We start from the raw sequence: 19,672 nt of genomic DNA on the forward strand, positions 1-19,672 counted from the left end.
CTAGTGCCTAGTTTAGGTTTTTTCATTTAAATCAATTACACTTTAATAATTCATTTTCTTATCAAACGTTGTAACTTTTCCTTCTGTATCTGTAATTGTAAATTCAAAAATGAATTTGTCATTTAAATCATCATTTATATTTGCTGTGAATTTTGCAGTATCATGTGCTTCATAAATTTCGTTAAAACTGTAGGTATCATGCGACTGCTTTAAAATTCCTTCTTTAATTAAAACATTTTCATATAATACTTTGTAAGTAATACTGCTAATTCCTTTTGAGTTTAACCATTCATTATCCGGATAAATCAATATTTTATCATTAATGAGTAAGTTGCCATAACTTTGGTCGAGTGCTCTATATACGTTTATATTATAGTTGATATAACCCTTATCAGGGGATCTCACACCCAACTCATTATAATAAACTTCCGCATTATAGACAGGGTCCATCCATTCAAGAACAGGTATTGCACCTAGTTTTTCTCTAAAGACTTGCGTTGGAGTCTCAATTACAAAGGTATATTCATAGTTTTTTTCATAGCTTAGATTTAAATCAGCTGTATAAACATTTTTTTGATCTGACGTAAGTGTGACTGTTTTAATAGCAGAATATTCCATTTGTTTTACATTTTCATCAATATACGCATTATATGGACCATATCGGTTATTTTGAACAGGATAATGCTCTGAATATTCTAAAACTTCTAATGAATATTTTGCATCAGCAGGTAATTTTGAAAAAGTTATTCTCATCTGAGTAGAATATTTCTTTTTATCATCTGCAAATTTGGAATCATTAAATATAATGCCGTCAAGTATGTAGTCAGCTTTTTCAGCATTTAACTGATAGATCTGCTGACTTATATCATTTCTAATCATTCTGATTTCATTCATCACTTGACCAACCGAAGTTTGAACATCATTTACCTTTTGAAAGTATGAATATTGAAAAAGTCCAAAAACTATTATTAAAACGATTGTTATCAATGTGCTATAATTTTTTTTCATTTAATAATCCTCCTATATTCAATTAAATTATACATGAGTTTTCATGTGCCATCTATAAACCAATTGAATTCTAATGTTAATTTAATCCGTTTGTATTATATAGCGTTATAGGTTCGCATGTTGTAATTTGACTAACTATTAAGTAACCATGACTCCTTTTGGATAACTATGGATAACTATGACCTGACACCTTTTAGCTTTTTTGTTGACAACTTATACAAATAGTACTATATTATCTATAACGAACACAACAAACAGCGTTGACGAGGAGGAGTACATTTTAGACGGATGCGTAGAGAGAAGATGGATGGTGAAAGTCTTCGTGAAGTCGAAATGGAAGTAGCCTTAGAGCTTTGAATTGAACGATATAACTGCTAAAATGCGTTATATTTATTAGACTTCAACGGATTTCCTCCGTTACTGGGAAACTATATCGGCCTTGGCCCGTATAGATAAAGTGCAGAGATTACTCTGAATTTAGGTGGTACCACGGACGCATAGTCCGCCCTAAGCGAAAGCTTAAGGCGGGCTTTTTTGTTTGTGTTTTCGTTGTTTTAGCAAAAATAAACGACCATTTAAAAAGGAGATTAAGATGAAAAAACATTACTGTGCACAGACAAGCGAAAAAGAGATGCAAGAACTATGGAGCGATACAGGCATCAACAAATTTAATCCAGATTCAACAAAGCCACTTTACAGCATAGATACACCACCACCAACCGTAAGCGGTAGCTTACACATAAGACACATCTTCTCATATTCACAAGCTGAGATCATCGCAAGATTTAGACGTATGACAGGCTTCAATGTATTTTATCCATTTGGTTTTGATGACAACGGTTTACCCACAGAAAGACTCGTAGAAAAGGTACTTGGAATCAAAGCGCACGAGATGCCAAGAAGTGAATTTATCACGTCGTGTATGGAGACTACAAAAAGCTATGAAGATGAATTCAAAGCACTTTGGTCATCACTTGGGTTTTCATGTGATTGGGAGATGCAATATGAGACCATAAGTCCAGAATCTCAGAGAATTAGCCAAACCTCATTTATCGAACTCTATAATAAGGGCAAAGCATACACAAAAGATTCACCCGTTTTATGGTGTACTGAGTGTGGAACTTCCATAGCACAGGCTGAGCTAGAAACTGCAGAAAAGGAAACCCATTTTTATACGCTAAAATTTATGTTAACGCAAATAGACAGTGAATCAGATGCCCAAGTAGATAGTGATGCAAATTCTGAGTCTTACCTCGAAGTTGCCACCACTAGACCAGAACTGCTTTATGGCTGCGTTTGTTTATTTATTCATCCAGATGATCCAAGAGCTACTAAACTAAAAGGCAAATCAGTTAATGTACCAATTTACAATTATGAAATCCCCATATTGACTGACGACACCGTTGACCCTCAAAAGGGATCAGGCATCGTAATGTGTGCCACATACGGCGATGCAACAGATGTAGAATGGGTAGAAAAACACAATTTACCCTACCGACGTACGATCACTGCAGATGGTCATATCGAGCCAACCATCCCACATATAGGAGGCATGACCATCCGCAAAGGGAGACAACAAATCGTAAACTTACTTGGACAAAATCAGTTAATCACAAAAGATGAAGCCATAAACCACATGATCGGCATCCACGAAAGATGTGGTACGCCTACAGAGATCATCCCGTCGAAACAATGGTACATCGATATTCTCACAGATAAGGAAAAATACCTTGAAGCTGGTGGTAAAATCAACTGGTATCCAACATATATGAAGCATCGCTACGTAAATTGGGTAGAAAACCTAAAATGGGATTGGTGTATTTCTAGACAAAGGTATTTTGGCGTACCAATACCTGTTTGGTACTGCACAAAATGTGGCTTGCCAAAGGCAGCAGACATCAAACAACTCCCAGTAAACCCACTAGAAACAACGCCTATAACTGCTTGCACATGTGGCAGTCACGACTTTACACCTGAAACAGGCGTTTTAGATACATGGGCAACTTCATCAATGAGCCCACAAATCAACGCTCACTGGAAGGGTGAAGGTGACATCAGCGAACAGTTACTTCCCATGAGCATGCACACACAAGCACATGAAATTATCAGAACATGGGCATTTTATTCCATCGTAAAAAGTCTCTACCATACTGGTGAAATTCCATGGAAAGATCTCATGATCTGCGGCTTCGTACTTGCTAAAAAAGGGGAGAAGATCAGTAAATCTAAAAATAACGCGGCACAGTCACCATCACAGCTAATTGAGGCGCACTCGGCCGATGCGCTAAGATACTGGGTTGCAGGTGCAAAACTAGGCACTGACACATTTTTCGATGCAGAAGAACTCGCCATTTCCAAACGTCTCATCAACAAACTCTGGAATGCATCTAAATTTTGTTTTATGCAGCTTGAAGGCTTCAAACCAGAACTAGAAGAACTTATAAATAGTGGGGGAAGTAGCTTCGCTTCTCAGGAACTAGATAGACAAAACGACACATTATTGCCACTAGACTGCTGGATCTTAAATGCGCTACAAAGAACAACTAATGAGGCAACAAGCGCACTTAACCAATATGAACTTGGACTAGCAAGGCATGCCATTGATCATTTTTTCTGGGATGACTTTTGCGACAACTACCTTGAACTTGCAAAAGAAAGACTCTATCAACCAGAAAAACACGGACTAAAGGCACAGCGCTCAGGCCGCATTGCACTATATCAACTTTTACTTGGCATCCTAAAGCTCTACGCACCCTATATGCCGCATATCACTGAGTACCTTTATCAGTATTTTTATAAAGACTTTGAAAAATCCATCTCACTACATCAACTTCAGTGGGATCAAACCAAAGAAATTGACACATTATACCTCACATTTGGAGAACAAATCAAAACTGCAATCACTGATGCTAGGCGCTATAAATCTGCAAACAACTTGTCCATGAAAACAGAGATTCCGTCACTTACGATTTCTGCAACACTAGAGACAAAACCACTGATAGAAGAAAGTATTAGCGACATAATAGCCTGCACACACGCAAACCACTGCAAAATCAACATTGGCTAATAGGTGTCAGGTCATTGTTAGCCAAATCTCAAATATAATTAGCTAAGATTACACAGAAGGAGGAGAAGATGAAGCTAAAAGTATATCATCGTAAAAAGTATTACTTAGTTCTGATACTTTGTTTAGTGGCTATTACAACGTTTATAGCTTCCTGCTCAAATTCCATTTCAGATCCCAACACAACTTCATCTTCTCAGCCTAGCTCTGAAAAACCATTGACTCAAAATCATACAGTAGACACCACTAATACATCCGGCACCGTTGAGGAAGCAAAGCCAACCTCTGAAAATGTTAAGAGCAACTCGCTGTATGCATTGGATGGGACGGTTGATACCAAGTTCTACCAGACAGCATCACCAGAGTCACAAGGTATGTCATCTGAAATACTCTATGATATGTATCAAGAAATCGATACAAGAGGACTTGATTTTCATCATATTATGATTTTAAGGAATGGGAAGATTGTAACTGAGGCACATTATTATCCTTATGGTGCAGATGATCTTCATATCGTTAACTCAATTACAAAAGATTTCACATCAGCACTTATTGGCATCGCCATAGATGACGGATTAATTGGTGGCGTAGATGATCCTGTCATCAACTATTTTGAAAACCGGATTATCAATAATATGTCTGATAACAAGCGAAAACTCACAATTGAAAACCTACTAACCATGACCGCTGGTATGGATTGGACTGAAGTTGGAAATTATGGTGGTAATCAGGACACCTATACACAAATGTGGCAAAGTGATGATCAAATTCAATTTATACTCGACCGAGATATTGTAGAACTACCTGGCACCACATTTTATTACAACACTGGCGCATCACATCTGTTGTCTGGCATCCTTACAAATGCAAGTGGCAAATCAGCATTTGATTATGGAACAGAAAAATTGTTTAAACCACTTGGTATTCACAAACTATACTGGAGTACAGATAATCAAGGTGTCAGTTCGGGTGGTAGTAGACTTTTTATTACACCTATCGACCTGGCAAAATTTGGCATGCTATATTTAAACCAAGGAAAATTTCAAGGCAAACAACTCATTCAAGAAGATTGGATCAGCACTTCAACATCCAAAATAATTGACACCCCACATGGACTTGCAGGACAGTGGGGTTATGGGTATCAGTGGTGGATGAATCCCTTTGGAGGATATTCTGGTAGAGGATACGCTGGGCAATATTTGTTCATATTGCCTGAGCAAAATATCGTTGCAGTTTTTATGGGATCCATGGGAGATAATTTTTATGCACCTGAACAACTAATGCGAGATTATGTCTTTAAGTCAGTGTTGTCAGACAGCAGTATTACTGCCAACAACATGTCAGACAACAAGCTTAAAGCATTGGAAAAAGAGCTTCCCATTGAACCTAATGCTTATACTGTTCCACTGATGCCTCAAATTGCCAGCATCGTGGACACCAAGACATTTACCTTGGATAGTGGTGAAAGTTTTATGTTGGATTTTGATCTAGATGCACCAAATACTTCAAACAAACAAATATCTAACAGCTCTTTTGCTACATTAACATGGCATGTTGAAGACTCAAATTATATCGTTAAAGTTGGACTTGATGGCATTTATCGCTTTGCAAATTGCTTAGATTTTTATGCAGATGGCAAAGTATCAGAAGTAGGTTTTATGGGGTCATGGGTGAACGACCATACATTTCAAATTAAGATTTGTCCAACTGATGCGGATTCAACCTATACACTTACACTTGAATACAGTGAAAACAAGCTAAACAAAACGCTCATTACAGATATGCTTGGATATTAAAATTATACAATTCAAGATTTTTTTAATTCATTTTAGGAAGGCTCATTTTAACTCAATTTCAGTATCATCATCTAGATCCTCGCATAAAAAAACAAAAGGTGTCCTGTCATAATTTGCCAAATGGCAAACAATGACCTGACACCTTTTATCTTTTCTTTAACTGTGGTACTATAAACCTTGAAAATCTACATCAGAAAATCAGGAGGCATTTCATGAAAAAAACCTTCATCGTACTTATGCTTATTATAGTAGTACTGATTGGTATGTTATTTACTCAGCGTCAAAAGATGTTGGGGAATATAGATGAATTTATTAAACCAAATGTAGTTGTCAACTTAGAAGGAACATCATTTGAAAACTTTAAATTTCCCGAAAATTTTGATATAAGAAAATACGAAGGAATCACACTAAACTTTATCGTTGAAAATAACCTCAATGCCAATATACTTTCACTAGAGAGCGAAGAATTCACCAAATTAACTGGTATCAATATCAAAATCAGACCTACTGACTACGATACATTTATACAGAAAATCAACCTTGATTTCATCTCAAAAGCAGGGGATTACCAGTTAATATATTCTGATCCATATCAAACACTCAATAGATTTCATGAAGACCTAGAACCTCTAAATAACTATACCCATAATTCAGAACTACCTACACTTCAAGTTTCACTTGATGATTTCTTTGAAAACCAGCTCAAAGTTTGCTCATACTTTAATAGTTCTGATCAGCTTTATGCCATTCCCTTTGATTCCACAACCATGATTATGTACTATCGAGAAGATGTTTTTAGAGATTTTAAAGATGATTTTTTTGAGGACAAAGGGTATGACTGGACACCGGGTGGTCCTGATTTTACTTGGGAGCGGTATATAGAAATTGCCAAATGGATAGATACCTATGTCCCTAACGAAATAGTGGAATATGGTAGTGGTCAAATGGCTCAAGCCCACAACTCAGTATTTTGCGAATTTTCTAATGTACTTGCTTCAAATGGTGGCGATTATTTTAGAGATGAAGGCATCAATACTTATGGTCTTAAAGCATTTAATAAGCTTGATGTCATGAGCGATACCTTTATCAAATCCCTTGAACAATATAAGAAAATAGTCGCTGCTGCTGCACCAGATAGCGTCAACTGGAACTGGGAAGATGCTGCTGATGCCTTTAGCAAAGGCAAAATTGCAATGATGGTTAACTGGGATGAAAACTATGCAACCTTAAACAACTCTTCTAACTTTAGAGTCCGCGGAAACGTAGGAACTGCCATCTTACCTTATGGTGATGTTAAAAGTGCAAACATTTATGGCGGATCAGGTATAGGGATAAATAAATATGCTTCTAAAGAAGAAAAAGAAGCTGCATGGTTTTTTATCTCATGGGCAACATCAAAAGAGATGCAACTTCGCATATTAACTGAGCCAACAGGTGGCGCTCTACCAACCATCAAATCGGCATACAAAGCAATAGATCCAGAGTTTAGAGCTTCTCATCCTCAGATAGATACAGTTCTAAGGGCATGGCAACCAGAAAATATCTATCTAAGACCTAAACTTGAAAATTTTTATTATATTGAACAAGCAATAATCGATAGTCTTCATACGATGATACTCGATAACCTTGATCCTAAAGACGTTGCACTAGACCTTTACAAAAAAATCTTAAGCAAGAGGTAGACCATGAGAAAAATAAAATTCTATAACAGCTTAAGATTTCAGCTGATCATCATCGTCGTCTTTTTCATCATCATACCTGTTCTAGTCCTATTTACACTTTTATCTAATACAGTCAAAGATACATTTAACGAAAAATACAGTGCCGTTGCCCAGCAATCTATCACAGAAACAGGTGGCAAAATCAACTATTTGTTAAGCGATATAGAAGACTATACAACCACAATTCTTGCCAATCGAACATTTCTTGATATGGTGTCAAACAATAAAACCCCAGATAGCGATATCAACGAAATTTTAAGAGGCTTTCTTGCTTCTCGCAACGATATCGACGGGATCTCACTAATTAACACTAAGAGCACATACTCCATAGGAACAAATAAAACGACGCCGCTTATATCTATTCAACAGATGCTAAGCGAGAGCAATGACAGTAGGCCCGTTTGGCTATCCACCGTTAAACAGAACATCAAGATTCTCTCAGGTATCTCTACACGCTATTATTTCTCAATCGCAAGAAATATCATCGATTTTAATACACTAGAGAACTACGGTACACTTGATGTAGATATAGAAGAAGTATTACTTGAACAAGCCTATGAAAATTTAATCGCAGATGATGGAGAAGTATTCATCATCGATGCAAATGGCACAATTGTAAGTCATCCAGATAAAAGTAAAATTGGAAAAACCATAGATACATCACCTTATTATCAAGAACTCAAACTCGCAAAACTTATAAAAACAAGTGGTAATATCCCATTTTATGAAGATGGGCAAGAAGAGATCGCATTTTATAGTGAACTAGAGACCAATGGCTGGCATATCATCAAAACCATCTCAAAAAACGATTTGTATGCAGAAATCACACAAATACAATCATTTTTCTTAATCGGTGCTGGCATATACGCTACACTCATGCTCATGTTCATCCTCGGTTTATCTTTTCAATACACCGAGCCGATGCTTAAAATCATACATGACCTCAAACGCGTTGAAAAAGGTGACTTAACCGTCAGGACAAAAGTTAACACAACAAACGAGATTTCAGAACTCAGTGACAGCATCAATAATATGATTGGCGAGATGGAACTCCTCATCGACAAACTAGTCACAGAAGAACGCAATAAGAGAGAAGTCGAACTTGAAGCACTCCATGCACAGATCAATCCACACTTTTTATATAACACACTTAACACCATCAAATGGATGGCTAAAATTCAAGGTGCAAACAGTGTAAGCAATGCCATTGTAGCACTTGTAAAACTGCTTAGAATCAGCATCAACATCAGCAGTGATTTTATCACGCTCAAAGAAGAAATGGAATACATTCAAAATTATGTTGTCATTCAAAAACTGAGGTTTAACGAAGATTTTGAAATTGATTACCAAATCCCAGATGAACTGATGGACTTGCTGCTCCCAAAACTGATCTTACAACCGATCATAGAAAACAGTATCATCTATGGCATGGAAAATGCAGAAAAACTTGCCATCATCATAGAGAGTTTTATCGAAGATAACAATACCGATTACACCATCAGAATCGTTGATAATGGCCCAGGTATCCCTGAAGAGGTACTCAGTCAAATTTCAAAAGACATAAACGTTGGATCAAAATTCAGCAAAGCTGGACTCAACAATATAAGTCAGAGAATCAAACTATTTTGCGGCGAACAGTACGGACTAGAAATCTTGACAAGCGAAGGAAATGGCACTACAGTATTGGTTAGATTACCAATAAAACGCTTAGACGAAATAGGAGGTTCAAATGTATAAGGTACTAATCGTTGATGATGAAGTGCTTGTAAGAATTGGACTTAAAAATACAATAGACTGGGAAGAAATTGGCTTCACAGTGATTGGAGAAGCCTCAAATGGAGAGCAAGGTTATTCCCAGTTTCTTAAGCTTGAACCAGATGTCATCATAACAGACATCAAGATGCCCAAACAAGATGGACTCTGGCTTACAGATAAAATTCATAGAGAAAATAAGAGCACGCGCATCTTGGTATTAACCTGCTATGATGAATTTCAATATGCCCGTACTGCACTTAAGAACGGCGCATATGATTATATCCTCAAATCAGAAATTGTGGATGACGAACTTATTGCACTTATGAAGAAACTCAAGACTTCACTGGACAACGAAAAGGGCGGCAGTGATCAAACACCTGCGAAGCATCACAACCAAAATGCCCTGAAAAGGTCACTGCTCAACGATCTCATCAAAGTAAAATTCAGTCTAGACGAACGTTTGTCCTTTAGATTTGAAGAACAAAACTTTACAGTCACAGGTACCAAATACGCATTTATCTATCTCGAAAGCAAACTAAACGATAAGCAAAACAGCAAACAAATCAGCGAGACTACCATTAATCTCATCATAGATCAGCTAAACGAAAAGGGGATCCACTATCTTTTTAATGGTTACATGGATGAGCACCTATTTTTGATCTCATCACCAGAGCTTACACTAACTAGCATTAACCGCATCACATCAGCCGTTCAAAACGGCGCAGTTCAGTATTTTGGCATCGCAGTTAATTTAGTTTATACCAATGCTTTCGAAGAATTTGATGCACTAAATTCTCAGCATGAGCACCTTATGGAAAAAGTCGAAACACTCTACTATATCCCGCATGATGAAGTTTATATTGAAAACGTTGATCATATAAAACTCAACCAAGCAGACACGCAAGAACTTAAACTCAAATATACCACGCAGTTCATCGATTATATCGGACAGGAAGACCGAGAATCGATCACTAAGGATATTGATGATTTGCTGTCGCTATTCAGAAACAAAAATTATCCGCCTAGGATAGCTAAACTCTTCATGACCCAGCTCGTGGGAGAACTATACAATGTATTTCAATATGTATTTGACGCACCCGAAGTTGCTTTTTCTTACAGCACTTTTCATGAAACAGTCATTAAAACAAAACACGTAGATGCACTTAAAGAGATCATCATCTCCTTATTTACCGCCATCGTAAAGGAGCTTCAGTATATCCGAGATCATCAGTCGAAATACATCATCAAAAGAGCCATCAATTTTGTAGAACATAATTATGATCAAAATATCTCCCTAGAAGATGTCGCAAAAGTACTCAACCTTTCAAAACAATATGTTTGTAGTGTTTTCAAAAGAGAGACAGGTCAAAATCTATCTACTTTTATCAACCAGATTCGTATCGAAAAAGCCAAACAATTGTTGCTCAATCCTATGTATCCAAGCAAAGAAATCTTTCATATGGTAGGCTACTCAAACCAGCAATACTTTACAAGAGTGTTCAAAAAAATTACAGGAATGACCACATCTGAGTGGCAACACAGTAAAAAATCTGATGAGACTGTGCAAAATTAAGATTGGCATCTCTAAACTTCACAAATAACGTTAATTTTGTACAAACAAATCTTAATATAGTGCAAATTTCATCAAATTATTTAGAAGACATTTAATAATTTCATAATATTGTACTAAAACTTGTGAATCGAGGGCATATATTGTCCCTCGATTTTGTTTTATCCTTAATACATGATTTAAGTGTGTGTGACACAAAAAAGACGATTTTAATTGTGCTACACATAAGGGCAAAGGGGAGGCAAAAAAGGATGAATCACGACGTCAAATTGAGAGTCCAAAATATCGAAAAATCATTTCCCGGTGTTAAAGCACTAGATAAAATCGAATTTTCGGTACGTAAAGGAACAGTTCATGTACTATGCGGCGAAAACGGTGCAGGTAAATCAACACTGATGAAGATCATCAACGGGATTTATCAACCAGATGCTGGCCAAATTATAATAGATGGGGTTGAAGTTCATATCAAAAATCCAATACAAGCAAGACAGCTTGGTATTTCTATGATTTTTCAAGAACTTAACTACATCCCAGAAATGACCCTTGAAGAAAGCTTGTTCGTAGGGAACTGGCCACTTGACAAAGCAAAGAAAATCGATTGGAAAGAAATAAGAAAAAGAACACTTGCATTACTTGAAAAAGAGAATCTAAAGTACAAACCCGATACCAAACTAAAAGATCTAACTGTCTCCGATATACAAATGTTAGAAATTTTAAAAGCAATCTCATATAATTCAGAAATTATCATTATGGATGAACCTACTTCGGCGATTACCAACAAAGAAGTTGAGATTCTCTTTAAGAAAATCTTTGAACTAAAGGCAAGAGGAACAGCCATCATCTATATCAGTCATAAAATGGATGAAATCTTCAGAATTGCTGATGACATCACCGTTTTTAGAGATGGAAAAGTAATTGACTCTAAACCCAGAGAATCACTTGATATTGAAACCGTCATTGCACTTATGGTAGGTAGAAAACTGGGCAAAGATTTTCCGAAAATTGATGTGCCAATAGGTGAACCTGTTTTAAGTGTAAAGTCACTATCAGGTGAAAAATTTAAAGATATCACATTTGATGTGAAAAAAGGTGAAATTGTTGGTTTTGCAGGTTTAATGGGTGCCGGAAGAACTGAAGTCATGCGTGCAATTTTCGGACTAGATGCCATTCACTCTGGTGATGTTCTAAAAAACAATCACGTCGTCCAGATTAAATCAGTCAAAGACAGTATCGGTCATAAAGTCGTGATGCTCTCTGAAGACAGAAGACGATTTGGTATCCTTCCAATAAGAAGCGTTAGAGAAAACATCAGTATTACCAATCTAAAAAAATTCATCCATAAAGGTAAACTACACGCTAAAGATGAATATGAAGCAGTCAAATACTACTGCGATAAAATGAACGTTAAAACACCAACATATGAAACAAACATTTCATCGTTAAGTGGTGGGAATCAACAGAAAGTCATGCTCGCAAAATGGCTCATCACTGATCCAGATGTTTTCATCGTCGACGAACCTACAAGAGGGATTGACGTCGGCGCAAAACATGAAATTTATAAGCTCATCTCAGATCTCGTTACTGAGGGCAAAAGCGTCATCATAGTGTCATCAGAGCTGCCAGAACTTATTGGCATGTGTGACCGGATCTATGTTATGGCAAAAGGTGAAATTATGGGTGTTCTTGGAAAAGAAGATTTCACACAGGAAAATATTATGCGCCTAGCCACAGGCACCACATCAAACATTTAGGAGTTGAGTTATGAAAAATTTTCTTCAGAAACTAAAAAAATCGAATTTAATGGGCACATTTAGTATTTATTTTGTCTTATTGGCACTATTTCTCGTCAGTATGCTTGCAAATGAAAACTTTGCTACCATAGGTAACTTATCAAATATTTCCAGACAAATTGCAGTTGGAACGATACTCGCATTTGGACAAACAATCTTAATCATCAACGGTATGCTAGATTTATCATCTGGTTCAGTACTTGCACTTGCAGGTGTTCTATCTGTTGATGCATATGTAAAAACTGGTTCACTCATTATGGCATTTGCCGTAGGAATTATCGTAGCAGTTGCATGTAATATCTTAAACGGCTTGATGGTTACTAAGTTTAAAACGCCACCTTTCATTGCAACACTTGCAATGATGGCAATGGCAAGAGGTGCTGCGCTACTTTATACAAACGGCCAAAACATCTATCAAATAGGTGACTATGTAATCTTCGGCCAAGGCTCACTTCTTGGTATACCAAACCCTGTTTGGTTCTTAGTTGCGGCGATGGCAGTAACCTGGTATCTACTAAAACACACTGTTTTTGGTCGTTCAGTTTATGCCATTGGTGGCAATGAAGAAGCTTCAAATGCATCGGGTATAAATGTAGACCGCGTCAAAATGAAAGCTTACATCATTAACGGTATATTTGTTGGTATCGCTGGAATCATCTTCATGTCTCGTGTAAATGGGGGACTACCAAACGGCGCAAATGGTTACGAATTTAAAGCATTAACTGCAGCTGTTATCGGTGGTACATCGTTCTCAGGTGGCGTTGGTACAGCATCAGGGACACTAGCAGGTGCATTCATCGTTGGTTTCCTTGACAATATAATGGTCCTTGTGGGTGTTAACTCATATCTTCAACAAATCGTAAGAGGTGCAATTATTGCATTAGCTGTTATCTATGATATCTACTTTAAAACAACACGCAAAAAGAACAAAGCGGCGAAAGGTTAATCTCGATTAAGTTCGGTTTAACATAGAAGATGATTAAAAATCATAGGAGGAGAAAATGAGAAAGGTTTTAGCATTATTATTGGTATTTGTGCTGGCTATGGGGATGTTAGCAGGATGTAGCACGGGTTCTGACACGGCTACTACAGCAGCAACAACGGCAGCAGCAGGTGGGGAAACAGCAGAAACTTATAGAGTTGCTTATATCGCAAGAGCACAAGCAGATTCATTTGCAGCATGGCTTGCAAATGCGGTTATGGAAGAAGCAGACAAATATGAAAACATCACAGTAGATGTATTTGATGGTCAAGCAAGTGATGACATTGAAAATGGGTTGATTGAAAATGCAATCACAAATAAATACGATGCAATTATCGTTCAACCTAACAATGGAGAAGCACAAAGACCATATGTTGAAAAATCAGTTGCAGCAGGTATTGTAACTATTACAACAAATGCAAGAATTTCTGGTATCGAAGGCGCATCTTCAGTAGATGCTGATCCATACCTCCAAGCAAAAGTTAACGCAGATGCTGCAGTAGAGCAAATTCCACAAAACGCAAAAGTTGTTGTGTTATTGGGCCCTCCAGGAAACTTCCACGCTGATTCAAGACGTGAAAGCTGGCAAAAAGAATTCTTCGACAAAAGACCTGATGTAGAAATCGTTGGCGAAGAAATTGCAAACTGGAACAAGGACGAAGCAATGAACTACATGGAAACTTGGGTACAAGCAAATGATCAAATTGATGCAATCATTGCTATGAACGATAACATGGCTGCTGGTGCACTTGAAGTTATCAAAGACAATGCAAAATTTAATAACATCTTAGCTTATGGCGTTGATGGTACTGCTGAAGCTTGTTTACTCATCAAAGATGGCAAACTAACTTCTACAAGCTTACAATCAGCTTATGCACTTGCAGAAGGCTTACTTGATACAAGTAACAAATTATTAACTGGTCAAGAAACTCAAATCGACATTGATATCGACTGTCCACTAATTACTCTTGACAACGTAGATGAATATATCGAAATGCACAAAAAAGCTGGTGCAATTCAATAATACTAGTATTTTTTTAGTAATCTCCCTGCGTAAGCGGCTTCATCGGCCGCTTACCATACATATAGCAAATTGACGCTAAATATACCATAAACTGCGTTTTTTTGCATATTAATCTAAACAACCTAGGAGGTTTGACATGAAAAATAAAGCGGCGTTTATGTCCGGTACAAACAATATGATTTTCAAAGACATTCCAGTACCTGAAATTGCACCACATGAGGTTCTTGTAGAAATTGACGTAGTTGGTATCTGTGGTTCTGATGGCCACTACTATGAACATGGAAACATCGGCGATTTCGTCGTTCAAGGTGATTTTATCCTAGGTCACGAGAGTGCAGGTTTTGTTGCTGCCGTAGGTAGTGACGTAACTTCACTAAAAGTCGGCGATCGAGTTGCACTTGAACCAGGTGTAGTTTGTGGCAAGTGCGAGCAATGTCTATCAGGTAAATATAACTTATGTGAACACGTTGAATTCTTTGCAACACCTCCATATCATGGCGTTTTCGCAAACTACGTAAAGCATCCCGAAAATTTATGCTTTAAATTACCAGAAAACGTATCAAACATGGAAGGCGCACTTGTTGAACCTTTAGCTGTTGGACTACATGCAGCATCGCAAGGCGACGTTAAACTTGGAGATACAGTTGTTGTTTTTGGTGCAGGTTGCATAGGACTCGTTTCGATGCTCGCAAGTAAAGCAAGAGGTGCTTCAAAAGTATACGTTGTCGACATCATTGATAAGCGCTTAGAATTTGCAAAAAAATTAGGTGCTACTGAAGTGATCAATGCAAAGAATGAAGATGTTATTGCAAAAATTGATGCACTTACAGAAGGAAAAGGGGCTCATGTTGTGATAGAAACAGCTGGCTCACCGATAACTATCGGTCAAAGTGCAAGTGTTTTAAGAAAAGCTGGTACTGTTGTACTCGTTGGTATGACAATAAAACCCGAGACAAATTATGATTTCATGAAATTGATGAGTAAAGAAGGTACTATCAAAACGATCTTTAGATATAGAAACCTTTACCCCGTAGCTATTAACGCAATTAGTAGCGGTACAATAGATGTTAAAAGTATTGTGACACATGAATTTGACTTTGAAAATATCAAGGAAGCTTTCGACTTTGTTGCTGAGAATCCAACAGACGTTGTAAAAGCAGTTATCAAAATCAAATAGAAAAGGGGTTTTCAGTATGTATTTTATAGGCGTGGATCTAGGGACTTCATCAGTAAAAATTCTTGTGATGGATGATAAAGGGCAAATACTAAGCACTGTTACAAAGGATTATCCACTTTATTTTCCAAAGGCATTATGGTCCGAACAAAATCCTCAAGATTGGTTAGAACAGTCGTTAGTCGGCATAAAAGAGGCACTACTAGGTTTAGAAACTTCAAAAGTTAAAGCCATTAGTTTTAGTGGTCAGATGCATGGTCTCGTCATGCTTGATTCACACGACAATGTCATCAGACCAGCCATTTTATGGAATGACCAAAGAAGTATTATAGAGACAAATTATCTAAATGAGGAAATTGGTATAGATAAGCTGACAAGTTATACTGGGAACATTGCATTTCCAGGATTTACAGCGCCAAAACTTCTTTGGGTTAAAGAAAACGAACCAGAAAACTTTGCAAAAATTAATAAAGTGATGTTACCGAAAGATTATCTAGCCTATAAAATGACTGGGAACTTTGCAACAGATTATGCTGATGCTTCAGGTTCACTATACCTTGATGTTGAAAGCAAAACATGGTCACAAGACATGCTAGAAATACTTGGTATTGAAGATGCTGTATTGCCAAAACTATATGAATCTTATGCATCAATTGGTACACTTAGTGAAGAAGTATCACTTTATCTTGGTTTTGATCATGAAGTGACCGTTACAATCGGGAGCGGCGATCAAGCCTGTGCAGCAGTAGGTGGAGGCGTGGTGTCACCAGGTCGTTGTTCTGTATCTCTGGGGACATCAGGAGTTGTTTTTGTTCACAGTGATACCTTTATCAAAGACCCTAACAACGGCTTACATGCCTTTTGCCATGCAAATGGCGCATATCATCTAATGGGATGCATGCTCTCTGCAGCGGGTTCGCTCAAGTGGTGGGTCGAAGAAATATTAAAATCAAATGACTATGATCATTTAATGGATTATGCTGAAGAAGCAAAACTCGATAACGGTCTATATTTCTTGCCTTATCTTATGGGTGAAAGAAGCCCTCACAATGATCCACATGCAAGAGGTGTGTTTTGGGGACTTAACTTATCTCACAGTCAAGGTGATATGACAAGAGCCGTCATTGAAGGCGTCGCTTTTGGACTTCGTGATTCCTTTGAAATCGTTCAGTCACTTGGACAAGAAATCACTGAAATTCGCATCAATGGTGGCGGCTCTAAAAATGACTTTTGGTGTCAAATGATTGCTGATGTACTGAGCACAAAAGTTGTAAAACTCGAGACAGATGCAGGACCTGCCTATGGTGCAGCGATTCTGGCAGCAGTCGGATCCGGTCAATTTGAATCTGTGAAGCAAGCCTGTGATACATTGATCAAGACAACCGACAGCTATATGCCTAGTGAAACTCAAGCAATAGCTTATGATAAAAAATATAAATCATTTGCAAAACTGTATCCTGCACTTAAAGCACTTTTCCCTGAGGTGTAAGAAAGCTAAAAGGTGTCAGGTCATAGTTAGCCAAAAGGCTAACTATGACCTGACACCTTTTAGCTTTCTTATTGCAAAGTTTAATAACTATTTAATATTTATAGTAGATTTTTTTAATGTCGTAGAAATATGATGAGAGTGTAGAGATTATCGGAAAGTTGTGATATGCCTATGTGCAGTGTTTATATCAATTGCTAATCACACATATAAATGGTAAACTTTAGTAAAAGAATCAAACCTCATGAACCTGTGAGACCAATAATGATATATTAGATGGAGGTTTTGATATGGGATTTATAATTGCAATTGTACTGGTCGCTTTTTTACTGATATTAATTACTACAAACGTAAGGATTGTTCCACAGTCTGAGGCCTATGTCCTAGAAAGACTAGGCGCTTATCTCACAACTTGGGAAACAGGTATTCATTTTAAAATTCCACTCATCGATCGCATCGCTAAAAAAGTCTCTCTAAAAGAGATCGTTGCAGACTTTCCACCACAGCCTGTAATTACTAAAGACAATGTTACAATGAAAATAGATACCGTTATTTTCTTTCAAATTACGGATGCAAAGCTCTATACTTATGGCGTAACACAACCGATGTTCGCAATCGAAAGTATAACTGCGACCACGCTAAGAAACCTTATCGGAGAACTTGAACTAGACGAATCATTATCATCTAGAGATCATGTTAACTCATCTATGAGAACAATTTTAGACATTGCAACTGATCCATGGGGGATAAAAGTTAACCGTGTTGAACTTAAAAACATTTTACCGCCTAAAGAGATTCAAGAAGCGATGGAAAAACAGATGCGCGCTGAAAGAGGAAGAAGAGAAATTATACTCCGCGCTGAGGGTGAAAAAAGCTCTACAATTCTTGTAGCAGAAGGGGAGAAAGAATCTCTAATCTTAAATGCTGAAGCTGAAAAACAATCTGCAATCCTATATGCTGAAGGTCGTAAAATCCAAAAGATTACTGAAGCAGATGGTGAAGCAGTTGCTATTAGAACAATTCAAAGTGCTACCGCTAAAGGCCTTGAGATGTTAAAAGAAGTACATGTTGATGAAGCTGTTTTAACTATCAGGGGACTTGAAGCACTGGCTAAAGTTGCAGATGGTAAATCAACTAAATTGATAATTCCTACTGATATAACAAATACAAATTATATGGCCAAAAGGGAATTAAGCAACAAATAAACCAGAAAAATTAATTAATAAACGTTTATGTATAAAGTGTAGCTGAGCACATTTATACATAACATATATAAGACAGGATTTCAGTAGTTTATATACTTGAAATTCTGTCTTTTTTCACTGTTAAGACCAAATGTAACTTTTGATCTGTAAACTATATTTTAAATACATAGGAGGTAAATATGTTATCTATTTTGGCACGTTTCAAATGGTTTTTTATGATTATAGCCGTTGAACTTTTCTTTTACTCAAGAGCGCAACCTGAAAATTATGAGTTATTCTTTTTTGGATGGGGTTTACTTTCATTTCTTTTGCTCATCAACAATATATTTAGACGCAGCGATCGTATGCCAATGCTCGGTGCAGGCGCTAATTCAAGTACAAGATATGCATACATGTCTACAGCATTAGTCGAAGAACAGTTTGAAGAAGGGAAGAAAAAAAAATTTGGTGGAGGCATTTTTGATTTTGTAAATCTATCTTATCTGATCTTGCTAGTCGTTAATATCATCGCATATATCCTTATTATGCCAAAATAAGTATGTTGCGTACCATATAAGTCTTTACAGCACTCTTAATATCGTTTATAATAGCAAAGAGTAAATCAGATGATCGCGTGCCTTTGGTACGAGGAAAGTCCGAGCTCCATAGAGCAGGGTGCTGGGTAATACCCAGTGGAGGTGACTCCAAGGATAGTGCAACAGAAATAGACCGCCTCGCAAGAGGTAAGGATGGAAAGGTGAGGTAAGAGCTCACCAGCGTATAGGTGACTATGCGGCTCTGTAAACCCCATCTGGAGCAAGACCAAGTAGGGTGTAAAAAAGAGGCTGCTCGTCTCTCCCAGTGGTAGGTCGCTTGAGCGTCTCGGCAACGATTCGCCTAGATAGATGATCGTCTAATACAGAACTCGGCTTATAGATTTACTCAACAAAGAAACCGCTTCCTGCAAAGGAATGCGGTTTCTTTGTTTTCTAATATCATTTATGAGCTGCTCTTGTAATATATGTTGAAAAATCAGAATTAACAGACTGAGTTTACCTTTAAATTAATAAAATATATTTATTTAAAACGATTTATTGTTATGTAAATCATAGATCACA

Annotated in this window: 13 protein-coding genes, 1 other RNA gene and 1 other annotated feature; of the genes, 13 read left to right on the forward strand and 1 reads right to left on the reverse strand. The window is 37.2% G+C overall.

Going from position 1 to position 19,672, the window contains the following annotated elements:
- Positions 1–42: 42 nt before the first annotated feature.
- Complete coding sequence (locus QE109_RS00070) at positions 43–1,008, reverse strand: hypothetical protein (RefSeq protein WP_281092316.1); 966 nt, start codon at positions 1,006–1,008, stop codon at positions 43–45.
- 251 nt (positions 1,009–1,259) lie between these two features.
- Positions 1,260–1,521 (forward strand) — a binding site (T-box leader).
- A 79-nt stretch (positions 1,522–1,600) separates the two neighbouring features.
- On the opposite strand from QE109_RS00070, the gene QE109_RS00075 reads away from it, so the two are divergent.
- From QE109_RS00075 to rnpB, 13 genes are all read left to right on the forward strand, one after another.
- Positions 1,601–4,075, forward strand: a complete 2,475-nt coding sequence (locus QE109_RS00075; protein ID WP_281092317.1) for a valine--tRNA ligase — start codon at positions 1,601–1,603, stop codon at positions 4,073–4,075.
- A 68-nt stretch (positions 4,076–4,143) separates the two neighbouring features.
- Entirely contained in the window at positions 4,144–5,868 is a 1,725-nt protein-coding gene (locus QE109_RS00080) for a serine hydrolase domain-containing protein (protein ID WP_281092318.1), read from the forward strand.
- A 212-nt stretch (positions 5,869–6,080) separates the two neighbouring features.
- Positions 6,081–7,550: an extracellular solute-binding protein gene (locus QE109_RS00085; protein ID WP_281092319.1), complete on the forward strand. Its 1,470-nt coding sequence runs from the start codon at positions 6,081–6,083 to the stop codon at positions 7,548–7,550.
- Between the two features lie 3 nt (positions 7,551–7,553).
- On the forward strand, positions 7,554–9,326 hold the full coding sequence (locus QE109_RS00090; RefSeq protein WP_281092320.1) for a sensor histidine kinase: 1,773 nt from the start codon (positions 7,554–7,556) through the stop codon (positions 9,324–9,326).
- The gene (locus tag QE109_RS00095) at positions 9,319–10,917 is read left to right on the forward strand and encodes a response regulator transcription factor (RefSeq protein WP_281092321.1); all 1,599 of its coding nucleotides are present in this window, start codon (positions 9,319–9,321) and stop codon (positions 10,915–10,917) included. Before QE109_RS00090 ends, QE109_RS00095 begins: the two co-directional genes overlap by 8 nt.
- A 248-nt stretch (positions 10,918–11,165) precedes the next feature.
- Positions 11,166–12,665: a sugar ABC transporter ATP-binding protein gene (locus QE109_RS00100; RefSeq protein ID WP_281092322.1), complete on the forward strand. Its 1,500-nt coding sequence runs from the start codon at positions 11,166–11,168 to the stop codon at positions 12,663–12,665.
- A 10-nt stretch (positions 12,666–12,675) separates the two neighbouring features.
- Positions 12,676–13,650, forward strand: a complete 975-nt coding sequence (locus QE109_RS00105; RefSeq protein WP_281092323.1) for an ABC transporter permease — start codon at positions 12,676–12,678, stop codon at positions 13,648–13,650.
- A gap of 55 nt (positions 13,651–13,705) precedes the next feature.
- Complete coding sequence (locus QE109_RS00110; protein ID WP_281092324.1) at positions 13,706–14,710, forward strand: sugar ABC transporter substrate-binding protein; 1,005 nt, start codon at positions 13,706–13,708, stop codon at positions 14,708–14,710.
- Positions 14,711–14,846: 136 nt separating this feature from the next.
- On the forward strand, positions 14,847–15,887 hold the full coding sequence (locus tag QE109_RS00115) for an NAD(P)-dependent alcohol dehydrogenase (RefSeq protein ID WP_281092325.1): 1,041 nt from the start codon (positions 14,847–14,849) through the stop codon (positions 15,885–15,887).
- 16 nt (positions 15,888–15,903) lie between these two features.
- Positions 15,904–17,373: a xylulokinase gene (gene xylB, locus QE109_RS00120; protein ID WP_281092326.1), complete on the forward strand. Its 1,470-nt coding sequence runs from the start codon at positions 15,904–15,906 to the stop codon at positions 17,371–17,373.
- A 287-nt stretch (positions 17,374–17,660) separates the two neighbouring features.
- Positions 17,661–18,575: an SPFH domain-containing protein gene (locus QE109_RS00125; RefSeq protein WP_281092327.1), complete on the forward strand. Its 915-nt coding sequence runs from the start codon at positions 17,661–17,663 to the stop codon at positions 18,573–18,575.
- Positions 18,576–18,754: 179 nt separating this feature from the next.
- Positions 18,755–19,111 (forward strand): hypothetical protein, encoded by a 357-nt coding sequence (locus tag QE109_RS00130; protein ID WP_281092328.1) that lies wholly within the window; start codon positions 18,755–18,757, stop codon positions 19,109–19,111.
- Positions 19,112–19,168: 57 nt separating this feature from the next.
- Positions 19,169–19,503: RNase P RNA component class A (gene rnpB / locus QE109_RS00135), an RNA gene on the forward strand.
- Positions 19,504–19,672: the final 169 nt, after the last annotated feature.

Source organism: Fusibacter bizertensis (assembly GCF_029914245.1).
GTDB lineage: Bacteria > Bacillota > Clostridia > Peptostreptococcales > Acidaminobacteraceae > Fusibacter_C > Fusibacter_C bizertensis.

Coding starts and splice junctions, on each gene's coding strand:
- QE109_RS00125 (WP_281092327.1), top strand. CDS start 17,661: ATGGGATTTATAATTGCAATTGTACTGGTCGCTTTTTTACTGATATTA.
- QE109_RS00100 (WP_281092322.1), top strand. CDS start 11,166: ATGAATCACGACGTCAAATTGAGAGTCCAAAATATCGAAAAATCATTT.
- QE109_RS00090 (WP_281092320.1), top strand. CDS start 7,554: ATGAGAAAAATAAAATTCTATAACAGCTTAAGATTTCAGCTGATCATC.
- QE109_RS00130 (WP_281092328.1), top strand. CDS start 18,755: ATGTTATCTATTTTGGCACGTTTCAAATGGTTTTTTATGATTATAGCC.
- QE109_RS00110 (WP_281092324.1), top strand. CDS start 13,706: ATGAGAAAGGTTTTAGCATTATTATTGGTATTTGTGCTGGCTATGGGG.
- QE109_RS00085 (WP_281092319.1), top strand. CDS start 6,081: ATGAAAAAAACCTTCATCGTACTTATGCTTATTATAGTAGTACTGATT.
- QE109_RS00115 (WP_281092325.1), top strand. CDS start 14,847: ATGAAAAATAAAGCGGCGTTTATGTCCGGTACAAACAATATGATTTTC.
- QE109_RS00105 (WP_281092323.1), top strand. CDS start 12,676: ATGAAAAATTTTCTTCAGAAACTAAAAAAATCGAATTTAATGGGCACA.
- QE109_RS00075 (WP_281092317.1), top strand. CDS start 1,601: ATGAAAAAACATTACTGTGCACAGACAAGCGAAAAAGAGATGCAAGAA.
- QE109_RS00095 (WP_281092321.1), top strand. CDS start 9,319: ATGTATAAGGTACTAATCGTTGATGATGAAGTGCTTGTAAGAATTGGA.
- QE109_RS00070 (WP_281092316.1), bottom strand. CDS start 1,008: ATGAAAAAAAATTATAGCACATTGATAACAATCGTTTTAATAATAGTT.
- QE109_RS00080 (WP_281092318.1), top strand. CDS start 4,144: ATGAAGCTAAAAGTATATCATCGTAAAAAGTATTACTTAGTTCTGATA.
- xylB (WP_281092326.1), top strand. CDS start 15,904: ATGTATTTTATAGGCGTGGATCTAGGGACTTCATCAGTAAAAATTCTT.